This is a genomic window from Acidimicrobiales bacterium (genome assembly GCA_016716005.1).
Taxonomy (GTDB): domain Bacteria; phylum Actinomycetota; class Acidimicrobiia; order Acidimicrobiales; family JADJXE01; genus JADJXE01.
In genome coordinates this window covers 653058-673024 of sequence record JADJXE010000001.1, presented here as the reverse complement: position 1 = coordinate 673024, position 19967 = coordinate 653058, and the positions used below count along the sequence as shown (strand labels likewise).

The 19967-nt window shown below is 75.8% G+C and carries 19 protein-coding genes; 12 read left to right on the top strand and 7 right to left on the bottom strand.

What is annotated here, in order from left to right; all coding sequences use genetic code 11:
- The first annotated feature begins 5 nt into the window (after positions 1 to 5).
- Positions 6 to 227: a hypothetical protein gene (locus tag IPM45_03295; GenBank protein MBK9178597.1), complete on the top strand. Its 222-nt coding sequence runs from the start codon at positions 6 to 8 to the stop codon at positions 225 to 227.
- A gap of 5 nt (positions 228 to 232) precedes the next feature.
- Complete coding sequence (locus IPM45_03290) at positions 233 to 865, top strand: maleylpyruvate isomerase N-terminal domain-containing protein (GenBank protein MBK9178596.1); 633 nt, start codon at positions 233 to 235, stop codon at positions 863 to 865.
- Positions 866 to 978: 113 nt separating this feature from the next.
- Here the strand turns inward: IPM45_03290 and IPM45_03285 are convergent, their stop codons facing one another.
- Positions 979 to 2448 carry a hypothetical protein gene (locus tag IPM45_03285; protein MBK9178595.1) on the bottom strand — a complete coding sequence of 490 codons (1470 nt, stop codon included), beginning with the start codon at positions 2446 to 2448 and terminating at the stop codon, positions 979 to 981.
- Here IPM45_03285 and IPM45_03280 point away from each other — a divergent pair.
- From IPM45_03280 to IPM45_03270, 3 genes are all read left to right on the top strand, one after another.
- A complete protein-coding gene (locus IPM45_03280) occupies positions 2447 to 5740 on the top strand; it encodes a DEAD/DEAH box helicase (protein MBK9178594.1) in 3294 nt (1097 codons plus the stop codon). The genes IPM45_03285 and IPM45_03280 overlap by 2 nt on opposite strands.
- On the top strand, positions 5740 to 6666 hold the full coding sequence (locus IPM45_03275; protein MBK9178593.1) for an SWIM zinc finger family protein: 927 nt from the start codon (positions 5740 to 5742) through the stop codon (positions 6664 to 6666). The genes IPM45_03280 and IPM45_03275 overlap by 1 nt, the downstream gene beginning before the upstream one ends.
- A gap of 466 nt (positions 6667 to 7132) precedes the next feature.
- Positions 7133 to 7669, top strand: a complete 537-nt coding sequence (locus tag IPM45_03270) for a hypothetical protein (protein ID MBK9178592.1) — start codon at positions 7133 to 7135, stop codon at positions 7667 to 7669.
- A gap of 186 nt (positions 7670 to 7855) precedes the next feature.
- Here the strand turns inward: IPM45_03270 and IPM45_03265 are convergent, their stop codons facing one another.
- Together IPM45_03265 and IPM45_03260 are read right to left on the bottom strand one after the other, a co-directional pair.
- Complete coding sequence (locus IPM45_03265; GenBank protein ID MBK9178591.1) at positions 7856 to 8128, bottom strand: hypothetical protein; 273 nt, start codon at positions 8126 to 8128, stop codon at positions 7856 to 7858.
- Positions 8129 to 8373: 245 nt separating this feature from the next.
- The gene (locus tag IPM45_03260) at positions 8374 to 9789 is read right to left on the bottom strand and encodes an exo-alpha-sialidase (protein ID MBK9178590.1); all 1416 of its coding nucleotides are present in this window, start codon (positions 9787 to 9789) and stop codon (positions 8374 to 8376) included.
- A gap of 1 nt (position 9790) precedes the next feature.
- Between IPM45_03260 and IPM45_03255 the strand changes: the two genes are divergently transcribed.
- Positions 9791 to 10135, top strand: a complete 345-nt coding sequence (locus IPM45_03255) for a hypothetical protein (GenBank protein MBK9178589.1) — start codon at positions 9791 to 9793, stop codon at positions 10133 to 10135.
- Positions 10136 to 10172: 37 nt separating this feature from the next.
- Here the strand turns inward: IPM45_03255 and IPM45_03250 are convergent, their stop codons facing one another.
- Positions 10173 to 11258, bottom strand: a complete 1086-nt coding sequence (locus IPM45_03250) for a DUF2817 domain-containing protein (GenBank protein ID MBK9178588.1) — start codon at positions 11256 to 11258, stop codon at positions 10173 to 10175.
- A 130-nt stretch (positions 11259 to 11388) separates the two neighbouring features.
- Here IPM45_03250 and IPM45_03245 point away from each other — a divergent pair, with 130 nt between their 5' ends.
- From IPM45_03245 to IPM45_03235, 3 genes are read left to right on the top strand one after another with little or no spacing between them, the layout of a single operon-like run.
- Entirely contained in the window at positions 11389 to 11994 is a 606-nt protein-coding gene (locus IPM45_03245) for an HD domain-containing protein (GenBank protein ID MBK9178587.1), read from the top strand.
- The gene (locus IPM45_03240; GenBank protein ID MBK9178586.1) at positions 11994 to 13115 is read left to right on the top strand and encodes a hypothetical protein; all 1122 of its coding nucleotides are present in this window, start codon (positions 11994 to 11996) and stop codon (positions 13113 to 13115) included. The genes IPM45_03245 and IPM45_03240 overlap by 1 nt, the downstream gene beginning before the upstream one ends.
- 29 nt (positions 13116 to 13144) lie before the next feature.
- On the top strand, positions 13145 to 13999 hold the full coding sequence (locus IPM45_03235) for a hypothetical protein (protein ID MBK9178585.1): 855 nt from the start codon (positions 13145 to 13147) through the stop codon (positions 13997 to 13999).
- 49 nt (positions 14000 to 14048) lie between these two features.
- Here the strand turns inward: IPM45_03235 and IPM45_03230 are convergent, their stop codons facing one another.
- Positions 14049 to 14759, bottom strand: coding sequence for an SAM-dependent methyltransferase (locus IPM45_03230; GenBank protein ID MBK9178584.1), 711 nt, complete (start codon positions 14757 to 14759; stop codon positions 14049 to 14051).
- Between IPM45_03230 and IPM45_03225 the strand changes: the two genes are divergently transcribed.
- Positions 14706 to 16199, top strand: a complete 1494-nt coding sequence (locus tag IPM45_03225; protein ID MBK9178583.1) for a hypothetical protein — start codon at positions 14706 to 14708, stop codon at positions 16197 to 16199. The genes IPM45_03230 and IPM45_03225 overlap by 54 nt on opposite strands.
- A gap of 4 nt (positions 16200 to 16203) precedes the next feature.
- On the opposite strand, the gene IPM45_03220 is transcribed toward IPM45_03225, so the two are convergent.
- Positions 16204 to 17064: a hypothetical protein gene (locus IPM45_03220; GenBank protein ID MBK9178582.1), complete on the bottom strand. Its 861-nt coding sequence runs from the start codon at positions 17062 to 17064 to the stop codon at positions 16204 to 16206.
- 104 nt (positions 17065 to 17168) lie between these two features.
- Here IPM45_03220 and IPM45_03215 point away from each other — a divergent pair, with 104 nt between their 5' ends.
- A complete protein-coding gene (locus IPM45_03215) occupies positions 17169 to 18017 on the top strand; it encodes a crotonase/enoyl-CoA hydratase family protein (GenBank protein ID MBK9178581.1) in 849 nt (282 codons plus the stop codon).
- Positions 18018 to 18106: 89 nt separating this feature from the next.
- Complete coding sequence (locus tag IPM45_03210; protein ID MBK9178580.1) at positions 18107 to 18562, top strand: hypothetical protein; 456 nt, start codon at positions 18107 to 18109, stop codon at positions 18560 to 18562.
- 18 nt (positions 18563 to 18580) lie between these two features.
- On the opposite strand, the gene ligD is transcribed toward IPM45_03210, so the two are convergent.
- Positions 18581 to 19606, bottom strand: coding sequence for a non-homologous end-joining DNA ligase (ligD, locus tag IPM45_03205; protein MBK9178579.1), 1026 nt, complete (start codon positions 19604 to 19606; stop codon positions 18581 to 18583).
- Between the last annotated feature and the right edge of the window lie 361 nt (positions 19607 to 19967).

Sequence of the window (19967 nt, the reverse complement as noted above, 5' to 3'; positions counted from 1 at the left end):
GGCTCGTGACAGGCATCGTCGACACACGGCTGCAGCACCACCGGCCGGCCCGCGCGCCACGCGATCGTCGGGCGGCGGCGACGGCGACGGCGGCTGGGGCGCTCGGCTCCGACCTCCACCTGCGGGCGGCGGCCCGGGCCCTCGGGCCCCTCGACGCCCTCGGCCTCGACGACGAGGCGCCTGCGGTGCCCCTGTCGGCCGACGCCTGCCGGGTGCCCGGCCCGTGAGCGGTGTGCGGGCCACCTACCTGGCCGCCGCCGGTCTGGCCGTGGGCGTCCTCGGCCGCCCGGAGGTGGCGGCTGCCTGGCACGAGCCGAGCGCCGTGCCGCCCCTGACGGTGGGTGCCCTGGCCGCCCACCTGGCCCGTTCGGTGCTGCAGGTGGGCTGGTACCTCGACGGGCCGCCGCCGGAGGGCGACCCGATCGGTGCCGACGCGTACTACGGGGACCTGGAGGGCACGGCCGAGCCCGACTCGGCTCTCAACGTGGGGGTGCGGGCTCGGGCCGACGAGGCGGCGGCGACCGGCGCGGCGGGTGTGGCCGCCCTGGCGGCCGAGGCCCTCGCCGCGCTGCGGGTGCGCCTCGACGTGGAGCCGCCCGACCGGCGGTTGGAGGCCCTGGGCCGTCCCCTCCTGCTCGACGAGTACCTCCGGACCCGCCTGGTCGAGGTGTGCGTCCACGTCGACGACCTCGGGCGTTCGGTGCCCGGGCTGGGTGACCCGACGGCCCAGGTGCCGTGGGCCGCCCTCGACGAGGCCATCCAGGTGCTGGTGGGCGCGGCGGTCGTCCGGCACGGGCGGGTGGCCGTGCTGCGGGCGCTCAGCCGCCGCGAGCTCGATGTGGTGGACGCCCTGCGGGTGCTGTGACGGGCGGGTGGCCCGGCGCGCCGGCGGGAGCGCTCCGTGTGGCCCGGCGTTCTGCGCGTGGCAACGGCCGTCTCCCGGCCCTGCCCGTGCACAGAACGGGGAAGGCGGGGCCGTCAGGCGGTCGGCGCCGCGCAGGCGCCGGGGCCGACCAGGCAGCCGTCGGCCTCCAGATCGGCCACCAGCAGGCGGGCGTAGCGGTCGGCGCCGTAGGCCGTGAGGTGACCCAGGTCGGGTAGGCGGGTCGCCGGGCGGTCGGGGGGTGGCAGCAAGGTCGTCCGGCCGAGGGCCTCCCAGCCGTCGAGGGCGTCGACGCGGGCGCCGAACCGCTGCGACAGCGCGTGCCACAGTGGGCCCAGGGTGAGGCGCCCGCCGTCGTCACGGCCGTAGAGCTCGGACGACAGGAGCCACACGACGCGGGCGCCGCCGGCCACCAGGTTCGCGGTGAGGTCGTCGGCCCGCCGCAGCCACTCCGCCGCGTAGGCGAAGGAGCCAGGGGGGATCTCGGCGCCGCCGGCCTCGCGCACCCAGGGGGGCCGGTAGCCGCCCTCCAGGTCGACGAGCACCACGTCGGGTCGGAACGCCTCGGCTTCGGCGCGGATGCGGGCGGCCCAGTCGTAGCTCGACGACACCAGCCCGGCGGTGGAGTGGTGGGCCGCGTGCACCCACGCCCGGCCGCTGCCCTCGAGGAGCGCCTGCAGGCGGGGCGCCACCTGGAAGGCGATGCTGTCGCCGACCAGCAGCACACGCGGCCGGCCCGCGGGGGCCACCGGGGTGGGTGGCGGTCCGCCGAACGAGGGCACGCAGCCCGAGCCCGTCGGATCCAGGCACCACTCCCGGATGATCTGGTCGGCCACGAGCTCGGCCAGCCGGTGGGCACCTTCGGGGGCCAGCCCGTAGCCGTCCTCTGCGCGCAGGGCCATGGTGGCGCCGCCGGGCCCGGGGACGGTCGCGGTGAAGCCGCCGTCGGGCCCGGCCAGCCGCCGGCGGGCGTCGGCGAAGGAGACCCGGCCCGGGTACGACGCGAGGAGCGCCTGCTGGCCGACGGCGATCATCTCAGTGGTGATGGCCCGGGCCGGGTCGCCGTCGGGCGGCGGCACCACCCAGAGCACGCGGGCGTCGTGGGCCGTGGCCACGTCCATCAGGGCCAGCACGCCGCTGCCCCAGCGGTTGAGCCACGCCGGAGAGCCCGGTGCCGCCGGCGCGCCGTCGGGCCCGGGCGCCCACGGCGGGGTGTCGGCCCCGCCGAAGTGCGCGACGACCAGCTCGGCGCCCGTGGCGTCGAGGAGGCGGTCGAGCTCGGCGGGCCAGTCGAAGGTGCCGGCCATCCCCGTGCCCGGTCGGGCCGCCTGGGCGACCACCAGGGCCAGCCCGGTGCGGGTGAGGCGGGTCGCCAGCTCGGGCCCGGCCTGGGCCATCACCTCGTCGCCCACGAGCAGCACCCGAAGCGGCCGCGGTTCGGCGCCGGCGGGCGCACTGGCGGCGGCGAGGCCGGCGGCAAAGGTCGCGAGGACGGCGAGCACGCCGAGGGTGGTCGGCCCGGGCCGCGGCCGGGCCCGTCCCCCGTGGGCCGCTCCGATCTCCATGGGCTGCCTCCGTCGCCGTGCGCGCCGTGCGCGCCCACGCCATGGTGCGCGCTGTCGGGTCGTGCCGCGGCAGGGGCGGAGGTCCCGGGTCCATCGGCGCGAGCGCACCAACCGCTCGGCTGCGCCGGGCTCGCCGACGGGTTGTGCCAGGCTCGCCGACCGTGCGGGTGATCGGCCGGGTGGTCTGATGAGCGGGCCCGTCGTCGTCGAAGCCGCGTGGTCGGACGGGTGCATCGCGCTCTGGGGTCGCACGACGGGACCAATGCCGCGCCGCCGGCCGCCGTCGGCGTCCCGGTCGACGCTGCTCGGGACGCTCGGCGACGGCCCGGCCGCAGCCCGATCGGCCGAGGTGCCGCTGCTCCTGGCCCGGCCCGGCGGTCGGCGACCCGAGACGCAGGTGGTCCCGGCCCTGCTGGTCGATCCCGCCTCGGCCCTGCCGTGGCTCCTGGGGCTGCTCGACGGGGATGCACCGGTGAGCCGGTGGGCCGCCGACTCGTTGCGATGGGTGCTGGCCGTGGCCGCCCTGGCCGACGACCTGGCCGCGGCCGGAGCGGTGGCTCCCGGGCTGGTGCTGCACGACGACGGCCGGGCCGAGGCCCGCTGGTGGCCGGTGCCGGGCGCCGGCGAGGTGGCGCGCCTGCGCGCCCTCGTCGCCTCGGTGCCGGCCAGCGTGGCCGGTGGTGACCGCGCGACGAGCACGGCCGAGATCCTGGGTGCGCTGGTCGACGCCGCCTGCCGGGCACGCCTCGACGGGGTGCGGCTGGATCCGCCCCGCGCCCGCCCTCGCCGCGGACCCGACGAGCGGGTCACGGCGGCCTGGCTTACGTCCCTGATCGGAGCCGACCCCGTGCTGGCCTCGTCGCCCGGCTTCCCGCTCGATCGGGCGGCGCTCGAGCGCCTGCTCGCGGAGGTCAGCGCCTGGGTGCGCTCGGGCCTCCCCGACGCCGGCCCGGTTCGCCTGGTGCTGCGCCTGGAGCCGCCGCCCGAGGCAGAGGCCGGCGCCGCCACGGAGACCGTGGGCGAGACCGGCGCCGCGGTGGAGACCGTGGGCGAGACCGGCCTCGAGACCGGCGGTGGTGGCGGCGGGCAGCGCTGGTGGCTCGAGTACCTGGTGCAGCCGGCGTCCGACCCGAGCCTGCTCTTGCCGTTGGGCAGGCTGTGGGCGACCGGCCGGCGGGTGCCCCGCGCCGTCGGCCGGCTTCGGGCCGAGGTGCCCGATCTCGACGAACGTGTCCTCGGTGCCCTCGGCCGGGCCGTGCGCCTCTGCCCCGACCTGGCGGCGTCGCTCGACGTGGCCCGCCCCGAGGGCGCCGATCTCGCCGTGGAGGAGGCGCACCGGTTCCTCGTGGCCGCCGCGCCCCTGCTCGAGCAGGCGGGGATCGGGGTGCTGCTCCCGTCGTGGTGGCTGCGGCGCCCCCGGCTCGGCGCCCGGCTCCACGCCCGGTCGTCGGCGGCGTCGCCGCCCGGCACGACGGCCGTGACGGCCAGCGGCCTCGACCTGCTCGCCGCGGCCGAGTTCTCGTGGGAGGTGGCGCTGGGCGAGGAGGCGCTCACCGAGGACGAGCTCGACGAGCTGGCCGCGGCCAAGGCGCCCCTCGTGCGGGTGCGGGGCCAGTGGGTGGAGCTGGGCCCCGGCGACCTGGCCGCGGCCCGCCGGCTGCTGGAGCGGCCCGCCGCCCCGGGGGAGCTGGCCGAGCTGGTGCGCCTCGACCTCGGCCTCCCCGGGGCCGGAGCCGGCCTCGCCGCCGGCCCCGGCGACCTCCCGGTGCTGGGGGTGCGGGCCGAGGGGTGGCTGGCCTCGCTCCTCGACGACGTGGCGCACCAGCGCGTGGAGCCCGTACCCACGCCGTCGGGCTTCCACGGCGAGCTCCGTCCCTACCAGGAGCGGGGCGTGGGCTGGCTCGGGTTCCTCGGCCGGCTCGGCCTGGGGGCCTGCCTGGCCGACGACATGGGTCTGGGCAAGACCCCCCAGCTCCTCGCCCACGTCGTCGCCGATCCGGTCGGTGGGCCCACGCTGGTGGTCTCGCCCATGTCGGTGCTGGGCAACTGGCAGCGGGAGGCCGAGCGGTTCACGCCGGCGCTGCGGGTGGAGGTGCACCACGGGTCGCGGCGGCGGGTCGACCCCGTCGCCTTCGCCGAGCGGGCCGGCGAGGTCGATGTCGTCCTGACCACGTACGCCCTGCTGGCCCGCGACGCCGCCCTGTTCGCCGCCGTCGCGTGGGGCCGGGTGGTGCTCGACGAGGCGCAGTACGTGAAGAACCCGGGCACCAAGCAGGCCCAGGCCGTTCGCCGCCTGTCGGCGGGGCGGCGCGTGGCGCTGACGGGCACGCCGGTGGAGAACCGCCTGTCCGAGCTTTGGGCCTTGATGGATGTGCTCAACCCGGGCCTGCTCGGCTCGGCGACCGCCTTCCGGGAGCGCTTCGCCGTGCCCATCGAGCGCCACCGCGACGACGAGGCGGCCGAGCTGCTGCGGCGCGTCACCCGTCCCTTCGTGCTCCGGCGGCTGAAGACCGACCGGACCGTGATCGCCGACCTGCCCGACAAGCTCGAGTTCACCGAGCGCTGCAGCCTCACCCGGGAGCAGGCGTCGCTCTACCGGGCCGTGGTCGACGAGATGCTCCGGAGGGCCGACGAGGCCGAGGGCCAGCAGCGCCGGGGTGTCGTGCTGGCCGGGCTGACCAGGCTGAAGCAGGTCTGCAACCACCCGGCCCAGCTGCTGGCCGACGGCTCACCCCTCGTCGGTCGGTCCGGCAAGCTGGCCCGTGTCGAGGAGCTGCTGGAGGAGGTGCTCGCCGCCGGCGAGCGGGCCCTGTGCTTCACCCAGTTCGCGGCGTGGGGCCACCTGCTCGCCCCCTACCTCGAGCGACGCCTGGGCGAGCAGGTGCTCTGGCTGCACGGCGGCGTGCGCAAGGCCGCTCGCGACGAGCTGGTCGATCGCTTCCAGGCGGCGGACGGTCCGCCGGTGCTGGTGGTGTCGCTCAAGGCGGGCGGGACCGGGCTCAACCTCACCGCCGCCAACCACGTGGTGCACCTCGACCGCTGGTGGAACCCGGCCGTGGAGGACCAGGCCACCGACCGGGCCTACCGGATCGGCCAGCGCCGCCAGGTGCAGGTGCGCACGCTGGTGTGCATGGGCACCGTGGAGGAGCGCATCGATGCCCTGATGGCGACCAAGCGGGCGCTGGCCGACCGGGTGGTGGGCACGGGGGAGCGCTGGCTCACCGAGCTCGGCACCGACGAGCTGCGCGAGCTGGTCGTCCTGTCGGCCGACGCCGTGGCCGAGGCGGTGTGATGGCCGGCCGCGGTCAGGGAGGGGGGCCCGGCCGGTGGGCGAGCGGCTGGCCACCGTCGCGACCCCTGCCCGTCGACGGCGGCCTGGTGGCGCGCAGCCAGCGAGGCGGCATCGGCGAGCAGTGGTGGTCGCGGCGCTTCGTGGCCGTGCTCGAGTCGTACGGACTCGGGGCGCGGATGAGCCGGGGCCGGCGCTACGCCAGGGCCGGCCAGGTGCGCTCCCTGGGCGTGGTGCCCGGGCGCATCGAGGCGGTGGTGCAGGGGTCCCGGCCGACCCCCTACCGCTGCGTCGTCGAGGTGCCCGTGTTCGACGATGCCACCTGGGAGCGCCTCGAGGATCGCCTGGCCGCCCGGGCCGCGTTCGCCGCCCGGCTCCTCGACGGTGAGCTCCCGCCCGACCTCGAGGACGTGGTGACCGCCGAGACGGGCGTCGCGCTGCTGCCGCAGTCGTGGGGAGAGCTGCGGGCCTCGTGCAGCTGCCCCGACTGGGAGAACCCGTGCAAGCACCTGGCCGCCACCCTCTACCTGCTGGCCGAGCGCCTCGACGACGACCCCTTCGCGGTGCTGCTGCTGCGCGGTCGCGGGCGCGTCGAGCTGCTGGCCGGGCTCCGACAGCGGCGGGGGACCGCCGGCCACGGCCCCGGGGGCGTCGCGGCGCCGGCCCCGGTGGTGGGCCGCCCGGCGCCGTGGTGGCCCGACGGGGTGACCCCGCCGGCCGACGGGGTGGTCGTCGAAGCCGATCCCGACACCTGGTACCGCGCCGGCCCGGGCCTCGACGACGCGCGCACGTCCCCCGGCCCGTCGGCGGCCGCGCCCGAGCGGCTCGCCCCGCTGGAGCGGCGAGCCTGGGGCCGGCCGGTGGCCGACGTGCTGGCGGCCGCGTACGAACGGCTCGCCGGGGAGGGAACCGGGCCGCAGGGGCCCTGAGGGGATCGACGACCTCGTGTCGGCCTCCCGTTCTGTGCACCGGGACGATCGCATTGCGGCACTGCCGGTGCACAGAACGGCGGCCCGCCTGGCCGGCCGCCGCCGTCACCCCGATGCCGACCCGGCGTGGCCGGGCCACCTGTGACCGCGAGGGTGCAGGCCCCGGCGACGTGGTCTGCCCGGTCGACCGGGGCGTGAACCCCGAACGGCGTCCCAGCGTGCGGGTGATGGACCCGGCGAAGGTTGCGCTGCTGTTCGCAGAGGTGCCCGAAGGCGACGACCCCGACGACCCGGACGACCGCTCGCTGCTCATCGAGCGGGAGATGGGCGACGCCATCGACCAGCCGGGAGGCCGGTTGCGGGCCGTGGTGCGCGAGGCGCTGGCCAACCAGATCGCTGGCGGCGAGCCACCCGAGACGTGGTCCGCGGCTCAGCGCCTGCTGGCCGCCGGGCTCGAGTGTTCGAGGTGTCACCCGGCACGGAGCGACAGGTGCTCGAGCTGTTGGAGGACGACCCGGCCGAGCTGTTGGGCTACCTCGCCGCGGCCGAGCGGCCGCCCACGCTGCTCACCCGCGAGAACGAGCCGCTGGTGGCGTGCCGGGCCGAGATCGAGGTGCCCTCGGCCAGCGCCGCCGCTCTGGTGCTCGACGAGCGCTACGAGCTGGACGAGGACGTCGGCGGCGACACCTGGCTCGACCGCCACGAGCTGGGGGAGTGGGAGACCGTGGTGCGGGCCTGGATCCGCTTCGCGGATCGCACGATCACGGTGGAGACGATGAGCGAGGGGCGCCTCGACGCCGTGCTCGACACGGTGCTCGGTGCGATCCCCGGCGCGCGGGTCGTCGAGGACGAGCGCACGCCCGTGCGGGCGGAGGAGCTGGCGACCCGGGCCGGGTCAGGCGGCCCGGCCGGGTCGACGGACCTGTTCGTGCCGCGCAACGAGGAGGAGCGCGCCGCCCTGCGAGGCCATCGCCGATCGGTTCGAGCAGCGCTGGTGCGATGAGTCGGTCCCCGCCCTCGGCGGCCTCACCCCGCGCCAGGCCGCCGCCGACCCGACCCGCCGCGAGGAGCTGGAGGGCTCATCGCTTCTTTCCCCGAGTGGGAGCCCGGCTCCTTCGCCGTCACGATGCGCCCGGCCCGCCTGCGGACGCTGCTCGGCCTCGACGAGTAGCCGGGGTGTTGGCCGCTCTCAGGTGAGCCCGGCGAGGCCGAATGCCAGCGCGGCGACGGCGAACACCACGCCGAGCATGGCGAAGAAGAGCGTCCGCTGCTGGCCGACGAGCTGTCCGAAGGTGACGGCGATCTCCTGGCGGACCGCTCCGATCTCGTCGCGCACGGCGCCCGTCTGTCGGTGCACCTCGCCCCGCAGCAGGGCGATGTCGCCTCTCAGCTCGACGCGCAGGCTCTCGAGATCCTGCTTCGTGGTCACGTCGGCCCAGGCCGCCGGGGGGAGGAGGGCCATCAGCGTGGCTGCCTCGTCAGCGCCAGCGACGCCTCGAGACTCCGGTGGAGAGCAAGGCGAGCACGCTCATCGACCTGCATTGTCCCGCTCCTGGGTGGAACCGACAACGGGCGGCCTGGGCCAGGAGGCACCTCGGTGCGGCACGAGCACCATGCGACGGGGGTGTGTCGCGCTGGCGGACGTGGTGGCCAGCGAGGTGGGCGCCCCGCTGGCCGGCCCCGCAGCCGACCCCCCGCCACCCGGTCTCAGGTGGCGGCGGTGTCGTTGGCTTCCAGCCAGGCCCCGGGCAGCAGGGCCAGGTCGATGCGCTCGGCGGCCTCCGTGTCACCCGTCTCGTACAGCACCCCGATCGTGCCGTCGGTCAGCGCGACGAGGTCGGAGTAGCCGGCCGGGCCGCCCTGGACGAGCGCGCCGGTGCTCCACGTGGCGCCGCCGTCGAGGGATCGCCGCACCCGGAGGTCGAAGCGGGCGTCGGGCGCGCTGGGCGCCGACAGCAGCAGCACCGCCCCGTCGTCGACGGCGAGCACCGACGCCTGCACGACCGGCGCGACGAGCCCGACGACGTCGGTGAAGGGCGCGTCGAACGACGCGCCGCCGTCGCTCGACGTGGCGGCGAGGCGGTGCCACGCGTCGGTGCCGTCCTGGTCGCGGGCGTTGACGTAGACGGTGCCGTCGGGCCGTTCCGCCGCCGTGCTCTCGTTGGGATGGCGGTCGCCCCCCGCTGGGGTGTCGACGGCGCCGATCGTCCACGTGGCGCCGCCGTCGTCGCTCAGGACGAGGTGGGCGCCGTAGCCCCGGGCCGGGTCGGAGTGGTTGGCCGGCACCACGAGGCGCCCGGCATGCGGGCCGTGCCGCAGCTGGATGGCGTGGCCGGGCCCGACGGCGTACCAGCGCCACTCCGGCCGCTTCACCTGCGCCGTGAGGTCGACCGGCGCACTCCACGTGGCGCCGCCGTCGTCGCTGGTGGTCAGCAGCACCCGGCTCGTCCCCTCGCTCGTGCCGAGGACGATCTCGATCTCCTCGTCGGTGCCCGCCTTGGCGATGAAGGGCACCAGCACGCGGCCCGTGGAGGCGTCGACCACCGGTGCCGGGTTGCCGGCGAAGTCCGGCCCGTCGTCGACGACGACCTGCAACGGCCCCCAGGTGCGGCCGCCGTCGTCGCTGCGCCTGAGCACGAGGTCGACGTCGCCATCGTCGGAGGTCGAGCCGCGCCCCTCGGCGAAGGCGAGCAGCCCGCCGTCGGCGGTGGCGACGACGACCGGGATCCGAAAGGTGTCGTAGCCCGCATCGCCACCGGCGAAGACGGTGACGGTGACGGGATCGGCGGGGGGCGCAGTGGTGGTCGGCGCTGCGGTCGTGGGGCCGGCGTCGTCCGACGAGGAACAGCCAGCGGCCACGAGCAGCGTGGCGAGGACGAGGACGGCGGGTCGGAGCGGTCGCACGGCGGCGAGGTGCCGTCGCCGTCGTGGCGGTGCCACACGGTGGACCACGTCACCTCCCTCCGCGGCGTTGCGGGCCGATTCTGCCTCGTCGGTGCGGCAGGGACGTGGAGGGGGTCGCCGACGGGCCGAACCGGGGGTGGTCCGGCAAGGCTGCGACACCCTCCCGGTACCATGTGGCGGTGCTTCCCCCTCCGCACGGTCATCACCGCAGGAGGACATCATGGCGCTCACCGACGCCGAACGGCTTCGGCTCCACCGCCGCTTGGAGGAAGCGCTCGGGCCTGACGAGGCGGCACTGCTCATGACGGCTGTGCCGCCCGTCGGCTGGTCCGACCTGGTCACCAACGACGTGCTGCGCAGCGAGCTCGTTCTCGTGCGGGCCGAGCTCCGGGGTGACATGGCGGAGCTACGGGGTGAGTTCGCCGAGCTACGGGGCGAGTTCGCCGAGCTACGGGGGCACCTCGACCTGCAGCTGGCCCATCAGACCCGCTTGTACATCGCCGCCACCGTCACCTTGGTGCTGGCGGCCATGGCCGTGTCGTTCGCGGCCGCCGTCATCGGCTGAGGCGCTGGCTGACGGCGGCCGGCGGCGCGGATCTCGGTCAGGCCCCTCCCAGCCGCGCGAACGCGGCCTGGAGCACCTCGTCGAAGCGGGGGCGGATCGTGTCGAACCAGGCCGGGTCGTCGTCGGCGAAGGCGGCGCGCACCTGGGAGCGGATCGGCCCGGCGGCCGGGCCGGTGGGGTCGCCGTGGGCGTGCAGCCAGGCGTCGGCCCGCAGGGCCTGCAGCACGGTGATCGGGTCGATCGTGCCGAACTCCAGCGCCGCGGCCGTGACCTCGGTGCCCGGGAGCCAGTCGCCCACCCGGGCCAGCCAGTCGCCGACCACGGTGGCCGAGACGCTGTCGCCGTCGATCATGGAGCGCACGTCCCCCCACCACGACGTCGCCCGGGCGTAGCCCGGCTCGGAGACGGACTCGTGGGAGATCAGCTCGCCGTGGCCCCAGGGCCCGAGCCCGGTGTGCAGGTCGATGATCGCCAGCCGCTCGTGCCCGACGAGCAGGCCGGCGAGGTGGTCGCGGAGGAGGGCGTGCGACCACACCGGGCCGGTGCCGCCGTAGAACACGCCGGTCGGGTGGTGGTACTGGCCGCCGCTGATGATCGCCTGCATGGTGTCGAGGCCGAGCCGCTCGGCCAGCGCGAGCAGGGCTGCGGTGGTCTCCTCCTGCGCCTCCTCGGTCCACGTCTCGGGCACGAGCAGGTCGGCCAGCTCGCCATAGCCGTCGTTGGTCGGGGTCGGCTCGGCCCAGTCGACGAAGTTCCGGTTGAGGTCGACGTTGTCCTCGTTGGCCCGCCGCACCCAGGCGAAGCCGTACGGGTTGAACGCGTGCAGCAGCACCACACGGACGTCGGCGGGCCGCTGGCCGACGGCGGTCGTCAGCCACCAGTGCTGGAGGGCCGAGCCCGCGAACCCCTCGACGCCGTGGGTGCCCGAAACCACCAGCACCGCGTCGGCGGTGCCGTCGGGCCCGACGGTGGCGACGTCGACGGCCAGCTCCTCGCCGCGGGGCCCGGTCATCGGATGGCGATGCGTCGTGACGCCCGCCCCAGCAGACGCTGCCGCGGCGAGGAAGCGCCGCCTGGCCACGGCGTAGGACGGAGCGAGGGGAGAGCCGGGCGCGTCGGTCATCGCCGGAGGCTACCGACGGACGCCCGACCGAGGACGCCTTCAGCAGCGCCGTTGCTGACACACCCGGTGCGTACGGTGTGGTCGTGGGCGCGCTGCGGGGCGCGTCCCGAGGTGGAGGTGAGGAGGCGGCGTGCTCGGTGAGTCGTTCGACTGCGCGGTCAGGCTGGTGCGCGAGTCCTTCGCGGGCACGTACCGCAAGGGCACCGAGATCCCCTACGTGGCGCACCTGCTGGAGGTGGCGGCGCTCACCCTGTCGGCCGGGGGTGACGAGCCCCAGGCCATCGCCGCCCTCCTCCACGACGCCCTGGAGGACGTGCCCGACCGGATCACGCCAGCGCTGATCGAGCACCGGTTCGGCGGGGACGTGCTGGCCATCGTGGAGGCCTGCACCGACGGCACTCCCGGCCAGGCCCGGGACCCGGAGTCGTGGCTGGCCCGCAAGGAGGCCTACGTGGCGCACCTGCGGGGGGCGGACACGAGGGTGCTGGTCGTTTCCCTCGCCGACAAGCTGGCCAACGCCCGCGCCATCGTCGCCGACGCCCGTGCGCTGGGACCCCCGTTCTGGAAGCGGTTCAACGCCGGCCCCGAGGAGCAGCGCTGGTACTACGAGAGCCTGCGCAGCGTCTTCACCGAGCGGCTCGACGGCCACGCCGGTGCGGAGGTGCTGGTCGAGGACTTCGCGTCGACCGTCCGCCGGCTGTCGGTCCTGGCCGCCGAGGCCGAGGTGGCGCCGTGATGTTCGACGAGCTCGCCCCCACCGAGGACGACGACCGGCCGCCCTGGCTCACCCTGGGGCTCCCCAACCCCGCCGGCACGCCCGATCTGGGGCCGCTGCTGCTGGGCGAGGTGGTCGGCCGGCTCGGGATCGGCGACGGCGCGCTGGAGCGAGCCGAGCGGGCGGTGCGGTGGCGCACCGGCCGGCTGGCCACGCTGCTCAGCGCCTCGTCGCCCGGGTGGGCCCTCGAGGCACCGGTGGTGCGGCTGGCCGCGGTCACCCGAGTGGTGGGTCGCGTCCGCTCGCCGCGCGAGGTCGTGGACGAGGTGCTGGCCGAGGCCAACGCCCGGGCGGGGATCGGGGCCTTCGTGTGGGACCCCCGCGCCCGGCAGGTGGTCCTGGCCGCGACTGCGTGGTGCAACGAGACCCAGGGATGGACGGTGCCCTCGTTCGCCGGCCGGGCGGCGACGGTCGCGTACCAGGCCGACGTGACCGCCGACGTGCTCGCCGACCAGCTCGACGGTGTCGTGGCGAAGGCCGGCGACGACGGCGCCGAGGCCGACACGGTGGCGGCGACGCTGTTCGGACAGGTCGCCGCCGCAGGGGCGGACGCCCCGCCGTTCGACAGCGCCGACTTCGCCCACCTCGAGGTCAGCGGCGACGTTCCGTGGGATCGGGTGTTCGCGCACGAGACGGCGCTCTCCGGCGAGCTCGACCTTCGTCCGCCGCCCGCCGACGACGAGCCTGCGGTGACGGCGTCGGTGCTGCTCGGCTCGGGCCACGCCCACGGCACGCTCGGCCCCGGCCTGCAGGTGGCCGTCGTGCTGCCCCTGGTGGAGGACCGGCGAGCCGCACTGGCGCTGTGCACCCGGCTCAACCGTGACGAGCTGACCCAGCCGACCGGCTTCGGCCTCGACGGGGCGTGGCACGTCTCCGGGGGAGACGTCGCCGAGGTCTGCTTCCGGGGCTTCCTGCCAGCGGCGCTGGCGCAGCCCGACCGGCGGCGCCACCTCGCACACGTCGCGTGGACGTGCTGGATGCGGGCGTGGTGGGCGGCCGACACCGTGCTGGAGGAGGGGAGGCCGATCGCCACGCTCTACCGCGACGACGGCGGGGACGCGGCCGAGGGCGGTGCGGCCTGAGCGGACGGGTCCGGGCGGAAGGCGGGGCGATGGCGGCGGAGGCGACGTTCGGTGAGCGGCTGCTCGCCCTGCTCGACGGGGCGAGCCGCTCGACCACCTACAAGTACGCCCTGCTGCTGGCCATCCTCGATGCCGTCATGCGGCGTTCCGACCCCGACGGCGGTCCGCCCGAGGCGATCCCGGTGCGGGCGCTGGCCGAGCGGGTGATCGAGCTCTACTGGAACCAGGCGGTGCCGTACCCGGCGACCGGTTCGGTGCTGCGCCAGTCGCACACGGGCCAGGCCGAGATCGTCACCAGGATCCGCGGCCTGCGAGAGGGGATCGACGAGCGCCCGCAGCTCACCCTGGCCGAGGCCCGGGCCCTGGCCCCCGACCGGGTGGAGCGCCTGATCGGCGACATCGAGTGGAAGCTCGTCGAGATGCCCCTGCCCCGACTCCAGCGCCTGCAGGGTGCCGACGACCCGTTCATCTACGAGACCGACTGGGACGAGACCGTGAGGCGGGCCGACCTTCGCCGGCCCGGCTTCCGCTGTGAGATCAGGCTCCGTCCGGGCGTGGGGCGCGAGCTGCTCCAGCTGTCGACACTGGTGCGGCCCCTCGTCGAGCGGCTGTGGGCCGGTCAGGTCGTCGCCTACAACCGGCTTCCCGAGGGCGAGATCGAGCGCTTCCTGCTCGGCGCGGACCGGCTCGCGGCCGCGCGGATCCGGCCGACCCCGGGCGCCTTCGGGCGATCCTGGCGGCGTCGGGCTCAGGTCGTCGAGCGAGCGCTGGTCGGGGGCGCCGAGGAACTGCTCGACCGTTCCTGCCCAGCCCCAGCCCCGTTCCTGCGGACGGCCGTCATCGCTCCGCACCGGACGGAAGAGCCGCCGTCACGTGCCCCATGACCGCAGGCTACGTGACTCGCCCGGAGGCCGCCGCGGCCGTCCCGGCGCCCTACCAGTACCCGGCCATCAGCTCCCGGACCCAGGCCGGCTCTCGCACGGGCCCGCGGGGTGCGAGCTCCTCCAGGTAGGGCTTGAGGTCGAGGACGGGGGTGCCGTCGATGGCGTCGAGCCCCCGCACCCGCACGCGCAGCCCGTCCACGCCGAGCAGCTCGCAGGTGCACACCCCGAGGCGGTTGGGCCGGGCCCTGCCCCGCTGGGCGAAGATCCCCACCTCCGGCCAGTCGGTGCGGCCGCGCGGGTGGCGGGCCCCCGTCGTGACCTCGGCCGGGGCGACCAGGTGGAACAGGTAGACCACGTCGAGGTGCGAGAACCCGTCGAGGCCGACGAGGGCGTCGGGGGTGAACCGGCCGTCGAGCTCGATGGTGGCCTCGACCGGGCCCCAGTCGTCGTCGACCGGCTCGGTGCGGCCGCCCCGCACGGTGCCGACCGGTGTCAGCTCCACCGGCGAGACCCTCCTCGGTCGGCCACGGCCACGGGGTCGAGCTCGATGGGCCGGTACGTGCGGGCCAGCGCGCCGAGCCCGTGCTCGGCGTGCAGGTGTTCGGCGGCCGTCGGGTCTCGTCTGGTGCGGATGGTCGCACGGTAGCGCCGAGCCGGGCTGTCCCGATCGGGTTCCGTGCACGCCAGCGGCCGGCCGGATCCCGGCGTGTGCGGTGCACAGAACGGCGGCGGGCCGGCACGGCACGCCGGGCCGCGGCATCATCGGTGGATCGACGCGCCGCCGCCCGCCCTGCGCCACCTGCCCGACCCCGACGTCGAGGTCATGCTGGCCGCCATCGAGGAGATCGCCTCGTGGGGGGTGCGCCGCCCCGGCTACCCGGCCGACCAGCGGGCCATCGAGCACCTCGCGGCGCGGTTCGAGAGCCTGGGCCTCGAGCGGGTGCGCCTGGAGCCCGTGCACACCCCCTACTGGGAGGACCGATCGGCCCGCCTGCGGGTGCAGGTCGGCACCGGGTTCGTCGACGTGGCCTGCTCGGCCGTGCCGTTCAGCGAGCCGGCCCGGGTGGCCGGCGAGCTGGCCCGCTACGACCCGGCCCACCCGGGTGCGGTGCGGGGGAAGGTGGCGGTGTACGAGCTCGCCCTGGTCGAGCTGCCCCCGGCGTTCCCGGTGGCCGGCCGGCGGGCCCGACCCCTCGCCGATGCCGGCCCGGCCCGCGCGGCGCAGGAGGCCGGCTGGGCCCACGACCCGGGCGGCAACTTCGCGGGCGGCACCCATGTGCTGCCCTTCGCCCCCGAGGTCCAGGCGACGATGGACCCGGCCGTCGCAGCCGGCGCGGTTGCCTACGTCGGCATCCTGCGCAACTACCCCGGCGGCGGCTGCCAGTACTACGTGCCCTACGACGGTGAGCCCCGACCCATCCCGGGGGTGTACGTGGGGGCCGCCGACGGCGACCGGCTGCTGTCCCTGCTGGGCGGGGGGAAGGTGCCGGCCATGGTGGCCGTCGACGCCGAGCGCAGCACCACGACGAGCCACAACGTGGTGGGCGAGCTGCCCGGCGCCGACGACGAGTGGGTGGTGGTGGGCACCCACCACGACGGCCCCTGGCGCTCGGCCGTGGAGGACGCGTCGGGCCTCGCCCTGCTGCTGGCCCAGGCCGAGGCGTGGGCGGCCGTCGACCGCCACGACCGCCCGCACCGCCTGGTGTTCACCGCCAACGCGGCCCACATGACGGGCGGCCGGGGCACCCAGGCCTTCATCCGACGCCACCGCGACGAGCTGGCGCGCATCGTGCTGGAGGTGCACCTGGAGCACGCCGCCCGCGAGTGCCCGGACGTCGACGGCGAGCTGGTGCCCGACGACCGGGCCGTGCCCCGCTGGTGGTTCACCAGCGAGAACCCCTGGCTGGAGCGGGCGGTGTGGGACGCCGTCGTGGCCGAGGCGGTCGACCGCTCGCTGATCCTCACCCCGACGGCCCTGGGGGTGCGGCCGACGACCGACGGCGGCCACTTCCACGACGAGGGCGTGCCCCTCGTCAACTACCTGACCGCGCCCTGGTACCTCTTCGACGCCGCCGACCTGCCCGACAAGGTGCACGTCCCCAGCCTGCGCCAGGTCACCAGGGCCGCCTTCCGCGTCGTGGCCGCCACCGCAGGGGTGTCGGCCGCGGCCATGCGGGCCGGCGTCCGGCCGGAGGGCTGAGCGGTCAGCGCCGCGTCCGCACCGCGCCGGCCAGCTCGGCGGCGCTGAACACCCCCACCGACTCGCCCTGCTCCGCGTAGCGGTACATGGCCACGCCGAACACGGCGCGCACGGTGCTCGACAGCAGGCCGCCGACGATGAGCAGGGCGACCCCCGCGGCGGCCAGCGCGACCCCCAGGGCCACCACCTCGCCGTTGAGCAGCAGCACGACGCCCGCCACCAGCAGCACCAGGCCGGGGAGCACGAACAGCAGCGAGATCCGCACGCCCAGTCGGAACGTGCCCGACACCTCGGTGCCCCATCGCTCCTTGAACAACCGGGCCGACCGTTTGATGGCCTCGATGGGTCCGACCCCGTCGAGCACGATGGCCGGCACCGCGAACAAGGTGGCGAAGGCCCACGTCACGGCGATGGCGGCGCTGACCACCAGGCGGAGGATGGCGACGAAGGCGTTGCCCCCGCCGTCGCCCCGCAGGGCGCTGAGGAGCCAGCCGACCGCCATGGTGATGGCCGCCCACCCGGCCAGCGCGCCCAGGTGCTGCATCGCCGCGCTCCTGGCCTCGGCGCTGGTGGGGTCGGGGTGGCCGGCGAGGATGCGATCGGCGGCCCACGCCACCGCGCCGGCGAACACCATGCCGGTGAGTGTGGCCAGGTAGACCGCCACCAGGGCGATGGTCGCGGCCGCGATCGCCGCCGGGGTGCTCGCGTCGTCGGCGGAGAGCACCGCGCCCGCAGGGATGCCGCCTACGGCGAGCATCACCGTGGCGACCACTGCCCCCTGGACGACCAGTGACAGCAGGACGCGGTGCTCCTTCACGAGGCCCCAGGTCTTCCTCGCCAGCTCGCCACCTTCTCGCCAGGCCATCGCATCCCCCGCGTGCTCGTTCCTCAGCGCCAGTCTGCCCGGGCTCGGCCCGGCCGACCGGGACCGCGTGCGGGCCGGCGGCTCCGGCTGCCACGCTGGCGGCCGTGAACGCCGTGCGCATCGACGACGAAGGGGCGGTGCGGCACCTGGTGCTGTGTCGCCCCGGGGCCTACAACACCATCACCCCCGAGCTTCGTGACGAGCTGGGCGACGCCCTGCGCGGCGCCGACCGGGACCCCGCGGTGAAGGTGGTGCTGGTCCGGGCCGAGGGTCCGGCCTTCTGCGCCGGGTTCGGTCTCGACTGGAGCACCGCCGGCTCGGCCACCGGTGCGACCTCGGGGCACGTGTGGGACTCGATGGCCGACCTGACGATGATCGGGCGGTTCGCCGAGACGTTCGCCCTGCTGCACACCATCACCAAGCCGACCCTCGCGGCCGTGCAGGGGTGGTGCGTGGCCGGCGGCACCGACATGATCCTCAACGCCGACCTCATCGTGGCCGGCGAGTCGGCCACGTTCGGCTACCCGCCCGCGCGGGTGTGGGGCGTGCCCGAGGCCACGTGGGTGTGGGTGGCGCGGCTCGGCCTCGAGCGGGCCAAGCGCTACCTGCTGACCGGCGACGAGCTGCCCGCCCCCGAGGCCGCCCGCATCGGGATGATCCTCGAGTGCGTGCCCGACGACGAGCTCCTGGCCCACACGGCGGCCCTCGCCCAGCGGATGGCCCGGCTGCCCCTCAACCAGCTCCAGATGGTGAAGCTGGCTTGCAACGACGTCGCCCGCCAGGCGTACGCGCCGGACCGATCACGGCTGATCTCGTGCCTGTTCGACGGGGTGGCCCGCAACACCCGGGAGGGCCTCGACTTCGTGGCCCGGTCGCAGGAGGTGGGCTGGCGGCGAGCGGTGCGCGAGCGCGACGAGCCCTTCGGCGACTACGGCTCCCGCCCGCGTCCGTAGCCCGTCGCGGCCCGCCCCGGCGAGACACCCCAGGGGTACGATCACCTCGTGCTCCCCCCTCTCGCCGGTCCCGACCGTGGAGGGTCACCGTGGCGCTCACCGACGCCGAACGATTGCGGCTCCACCGCTGCCTCGAGGACAAGCTGGGCCCCGACGAGGCGGCCCTGCTGATGACGGCCGTTCCCCCGGTCGACTGGTCGGACATCGTGACCAAGGACGTGCTGCGAGGCGAGCTGGCGCTCGTCCGGGGCGAGATGTCAGGACTCCGTTCGGAGCTGCGCGGCGAGATGGCGGGGGTGCGCGGCGAGATGGTCGAGCTGCGTTCGGAGCTGCGCGGCGAGATGGCGGGGGTGCGCGGCGAGATGGTGGAGCTCCGGGGTGGGATGGCCGAGCTCCGGGGCGACGTCGTCGGTCTGCGGGGCGAGCTCAAGGCGGAGATCCGAGGCGAGCTGAGCGCCTTCAAGGGCCAGCTGATGCTGGCGCTGGTGGCGTTGGTGGTCTCGATGATCGGCGTGATGCTGGTGGGGGTCCGCCTGGCCGTGTGAGGCGGACCCTCGGATCGCTCAGTCCCCGCCCGGCTCCTGGGCCGGGCGGGCCCGGCTGGGGTTCACGCGGGTGGGCTCGCCGGCCATCTTCGGGTAGACGGGCGGCCACGGCGCGTCGGGGAGGCCGGCGGCCTGGTCGCGTGCCACCAGGTCGAGCAGCGGGTCGAGCTCCTGGGCCGCGCCGGGCAGGTCGGCCCAGGGGTCGCCCAGCAGCTCCAGCCGACGAGGCACGATGGCGATGGTGAGGTCGCGGGGGTCCACCCCGGCGACCTCCTCCCAGCGCAGCGGGCACGAGACCGGGGCGTGGTCGACGGCCCGCACCGACCACGGTGCGAACACTGTCTTGTGCGGCGCGTTCTGGTTGAAGTCCACGAAGATGCGGGCGCCCCGCTGCTCCTTCCACCACGCGGCGGTGACCAGGTCGGGCCGGCGTCGCTCCAGCTCGCGGGCCACGGCCACCGCGGCCGAGCGCACCACCACCGAGTCGTGGCGGGGCACCAGGGGGACGTACACGTGCAGGCCCCGCGAGCCGGTGGTCTTCACGAATCCCCGCATGCCCACCTCGTCGAGGAACGACCCTACGAGGGCGGCGGCCTCACGGGCCATGGCGAAGGTGGTGCCCGGCTGCGGATCGAGGTCGACGCGCAGCTCGTCGACCTCGCCGGCGTGGCCGGCGCGGAAGGGCCAGGAGTGGAAGCCGACGCACCCCAGGTTCACGGCCCAGACCAGGTGGGCCAGGTCGGCGATCACCAGGGCGGTCGAGGGGGTTCCGTTGACCGTCCACACCACCGTGGTGGTGAGCCAGTCGGGCGCTCCCTTCGGCACCCGCTTCTGGAAGAACGACGAGCCGCGCGCCCCGTCGGGGAACCGCTGCAGCAGCACGGGTCGATCGGCCATGGTGCGCATCACCGCGTCGCCGACGGCCAGGTAGTAGCGGACCAGGTCGAGCTTGGTCTCGCCGCGGGCCGGGAAGAACACCTTTCCGGGGTTCGACACCGCCAGCTCGCGGCCCGCCACCTCCACGACGACGGCCTCGTTGGCCATGGTCGGACCGTAGCGGCCGGCGCGACCATGAGGTCGTGCAGAGCCGATCTCGCGAGGTGCGGGCGGCCGGGCCGGCGGTGCTGGCGGTGCTGGTGGCCGGGCTCGTCACGGCCTGCGGTGGCGGGAGCGGCGACGAGGGCGGAGAGGTCTTCTCGCCGCCGTCTGCCGAGGGCACCGCGTCCTCGACGGAGGAGACGGCGGCCTCCAGCGACACCGGGGCGCTCCCCCCGGGGGCCCGGGACTGCGGCCGAATCACGCCGTCGGGCTGGCCGACCACCGCCCTGCCCAGCCCAGAGGTCCTCTCGTGCCTGGTCGACGCGCTGGCGACCGGGGCTCCGGCCTTCCTGGTCGAGGTGAGCTA

Coding starts and splice junctions, on each gene's coding strand:
- IPM45_03250 (MBK9178588.1), bottom strand. CDS start 11,258: ATGACCGACGCGCCCGGCTCTCCCCTCGCTCCGTCCTACGCCGTGGCC.
- IPM45_03220 (MBK9178582.1), bottom strand. CDS start 17,064: ATGGCCTGGCGAGAAGGTGGCGAGCTGGCGAGGAAGACCTGGGGCCTC.
- IPM45_03255 (MBK9178589.1), top strand. CDS start 9,791: ATGGCGCTCACCGACGCCGAACGGCTTCGGCTCCACCGCCGCTTGGAG.
- IPM45_03235 (MBK9178585.1), top strand. CDS start 13,145: ATGGCGGCGGAGGCGACGTTCGGTGAGCGGCTGCTCGCCCTGCTCGAC.
- IPM45_03260 (MBK9178590.1), bottom strand. CDS start 9,789: ATGTCCTCCTGCGGTGATGACCGTGCGGAGGGGGAAGCACCGCCACAT.
- IPM45_03280 (MBK9178594.1), top strand. CDS start 2,447: ATGGGCTGCCTCCGTCGCCGTGCGCGCCGTGCGCGCCCACGCCATGGT.
- IPM45_03240 (MBK9178586.1), top strand. CDS start 11,994: ATGTTCGACGAGCTCGCCCCCACCGAGGACGACGACCGGCCGCCCTGG.
- IPM45_03265 (MBK9178591.1), bottom strand. CDS start 8,128: ATGGCCCTCCTCCCCCCGGCGGCCTGGGCCGACGTGACCACGAAGCAG.
- IPM45_03230 (MBK9178584.1), bottom strand. CDS start 14,759: ATGCCGCGGCCCGGCGTGCCGTGCCGGCCCGCCGCCGTTCTGTGCACC.
- IPM45_03275 (MBK9178593.1), top strand. CDS start 5,740: ATGGCCGGCCGCGGTCAGGGAGGGGGGCCCGGCCGGTGGGCGAGCGGC.
- ligD (MBK9178579.1), bottom strand. CDS start 19,606: ATGGCCAACGAGGCCGTCGTCGTGGAGGTGGCGGGCCGCGAGCTGGCG.
- IPM45_03285 (MBK9178595.1), bottom strand. CDS start 2,448: ATGGAGATCGGAGCGGCCCACGGGGGACGGGCCCGGCCGCGGCCCGGG.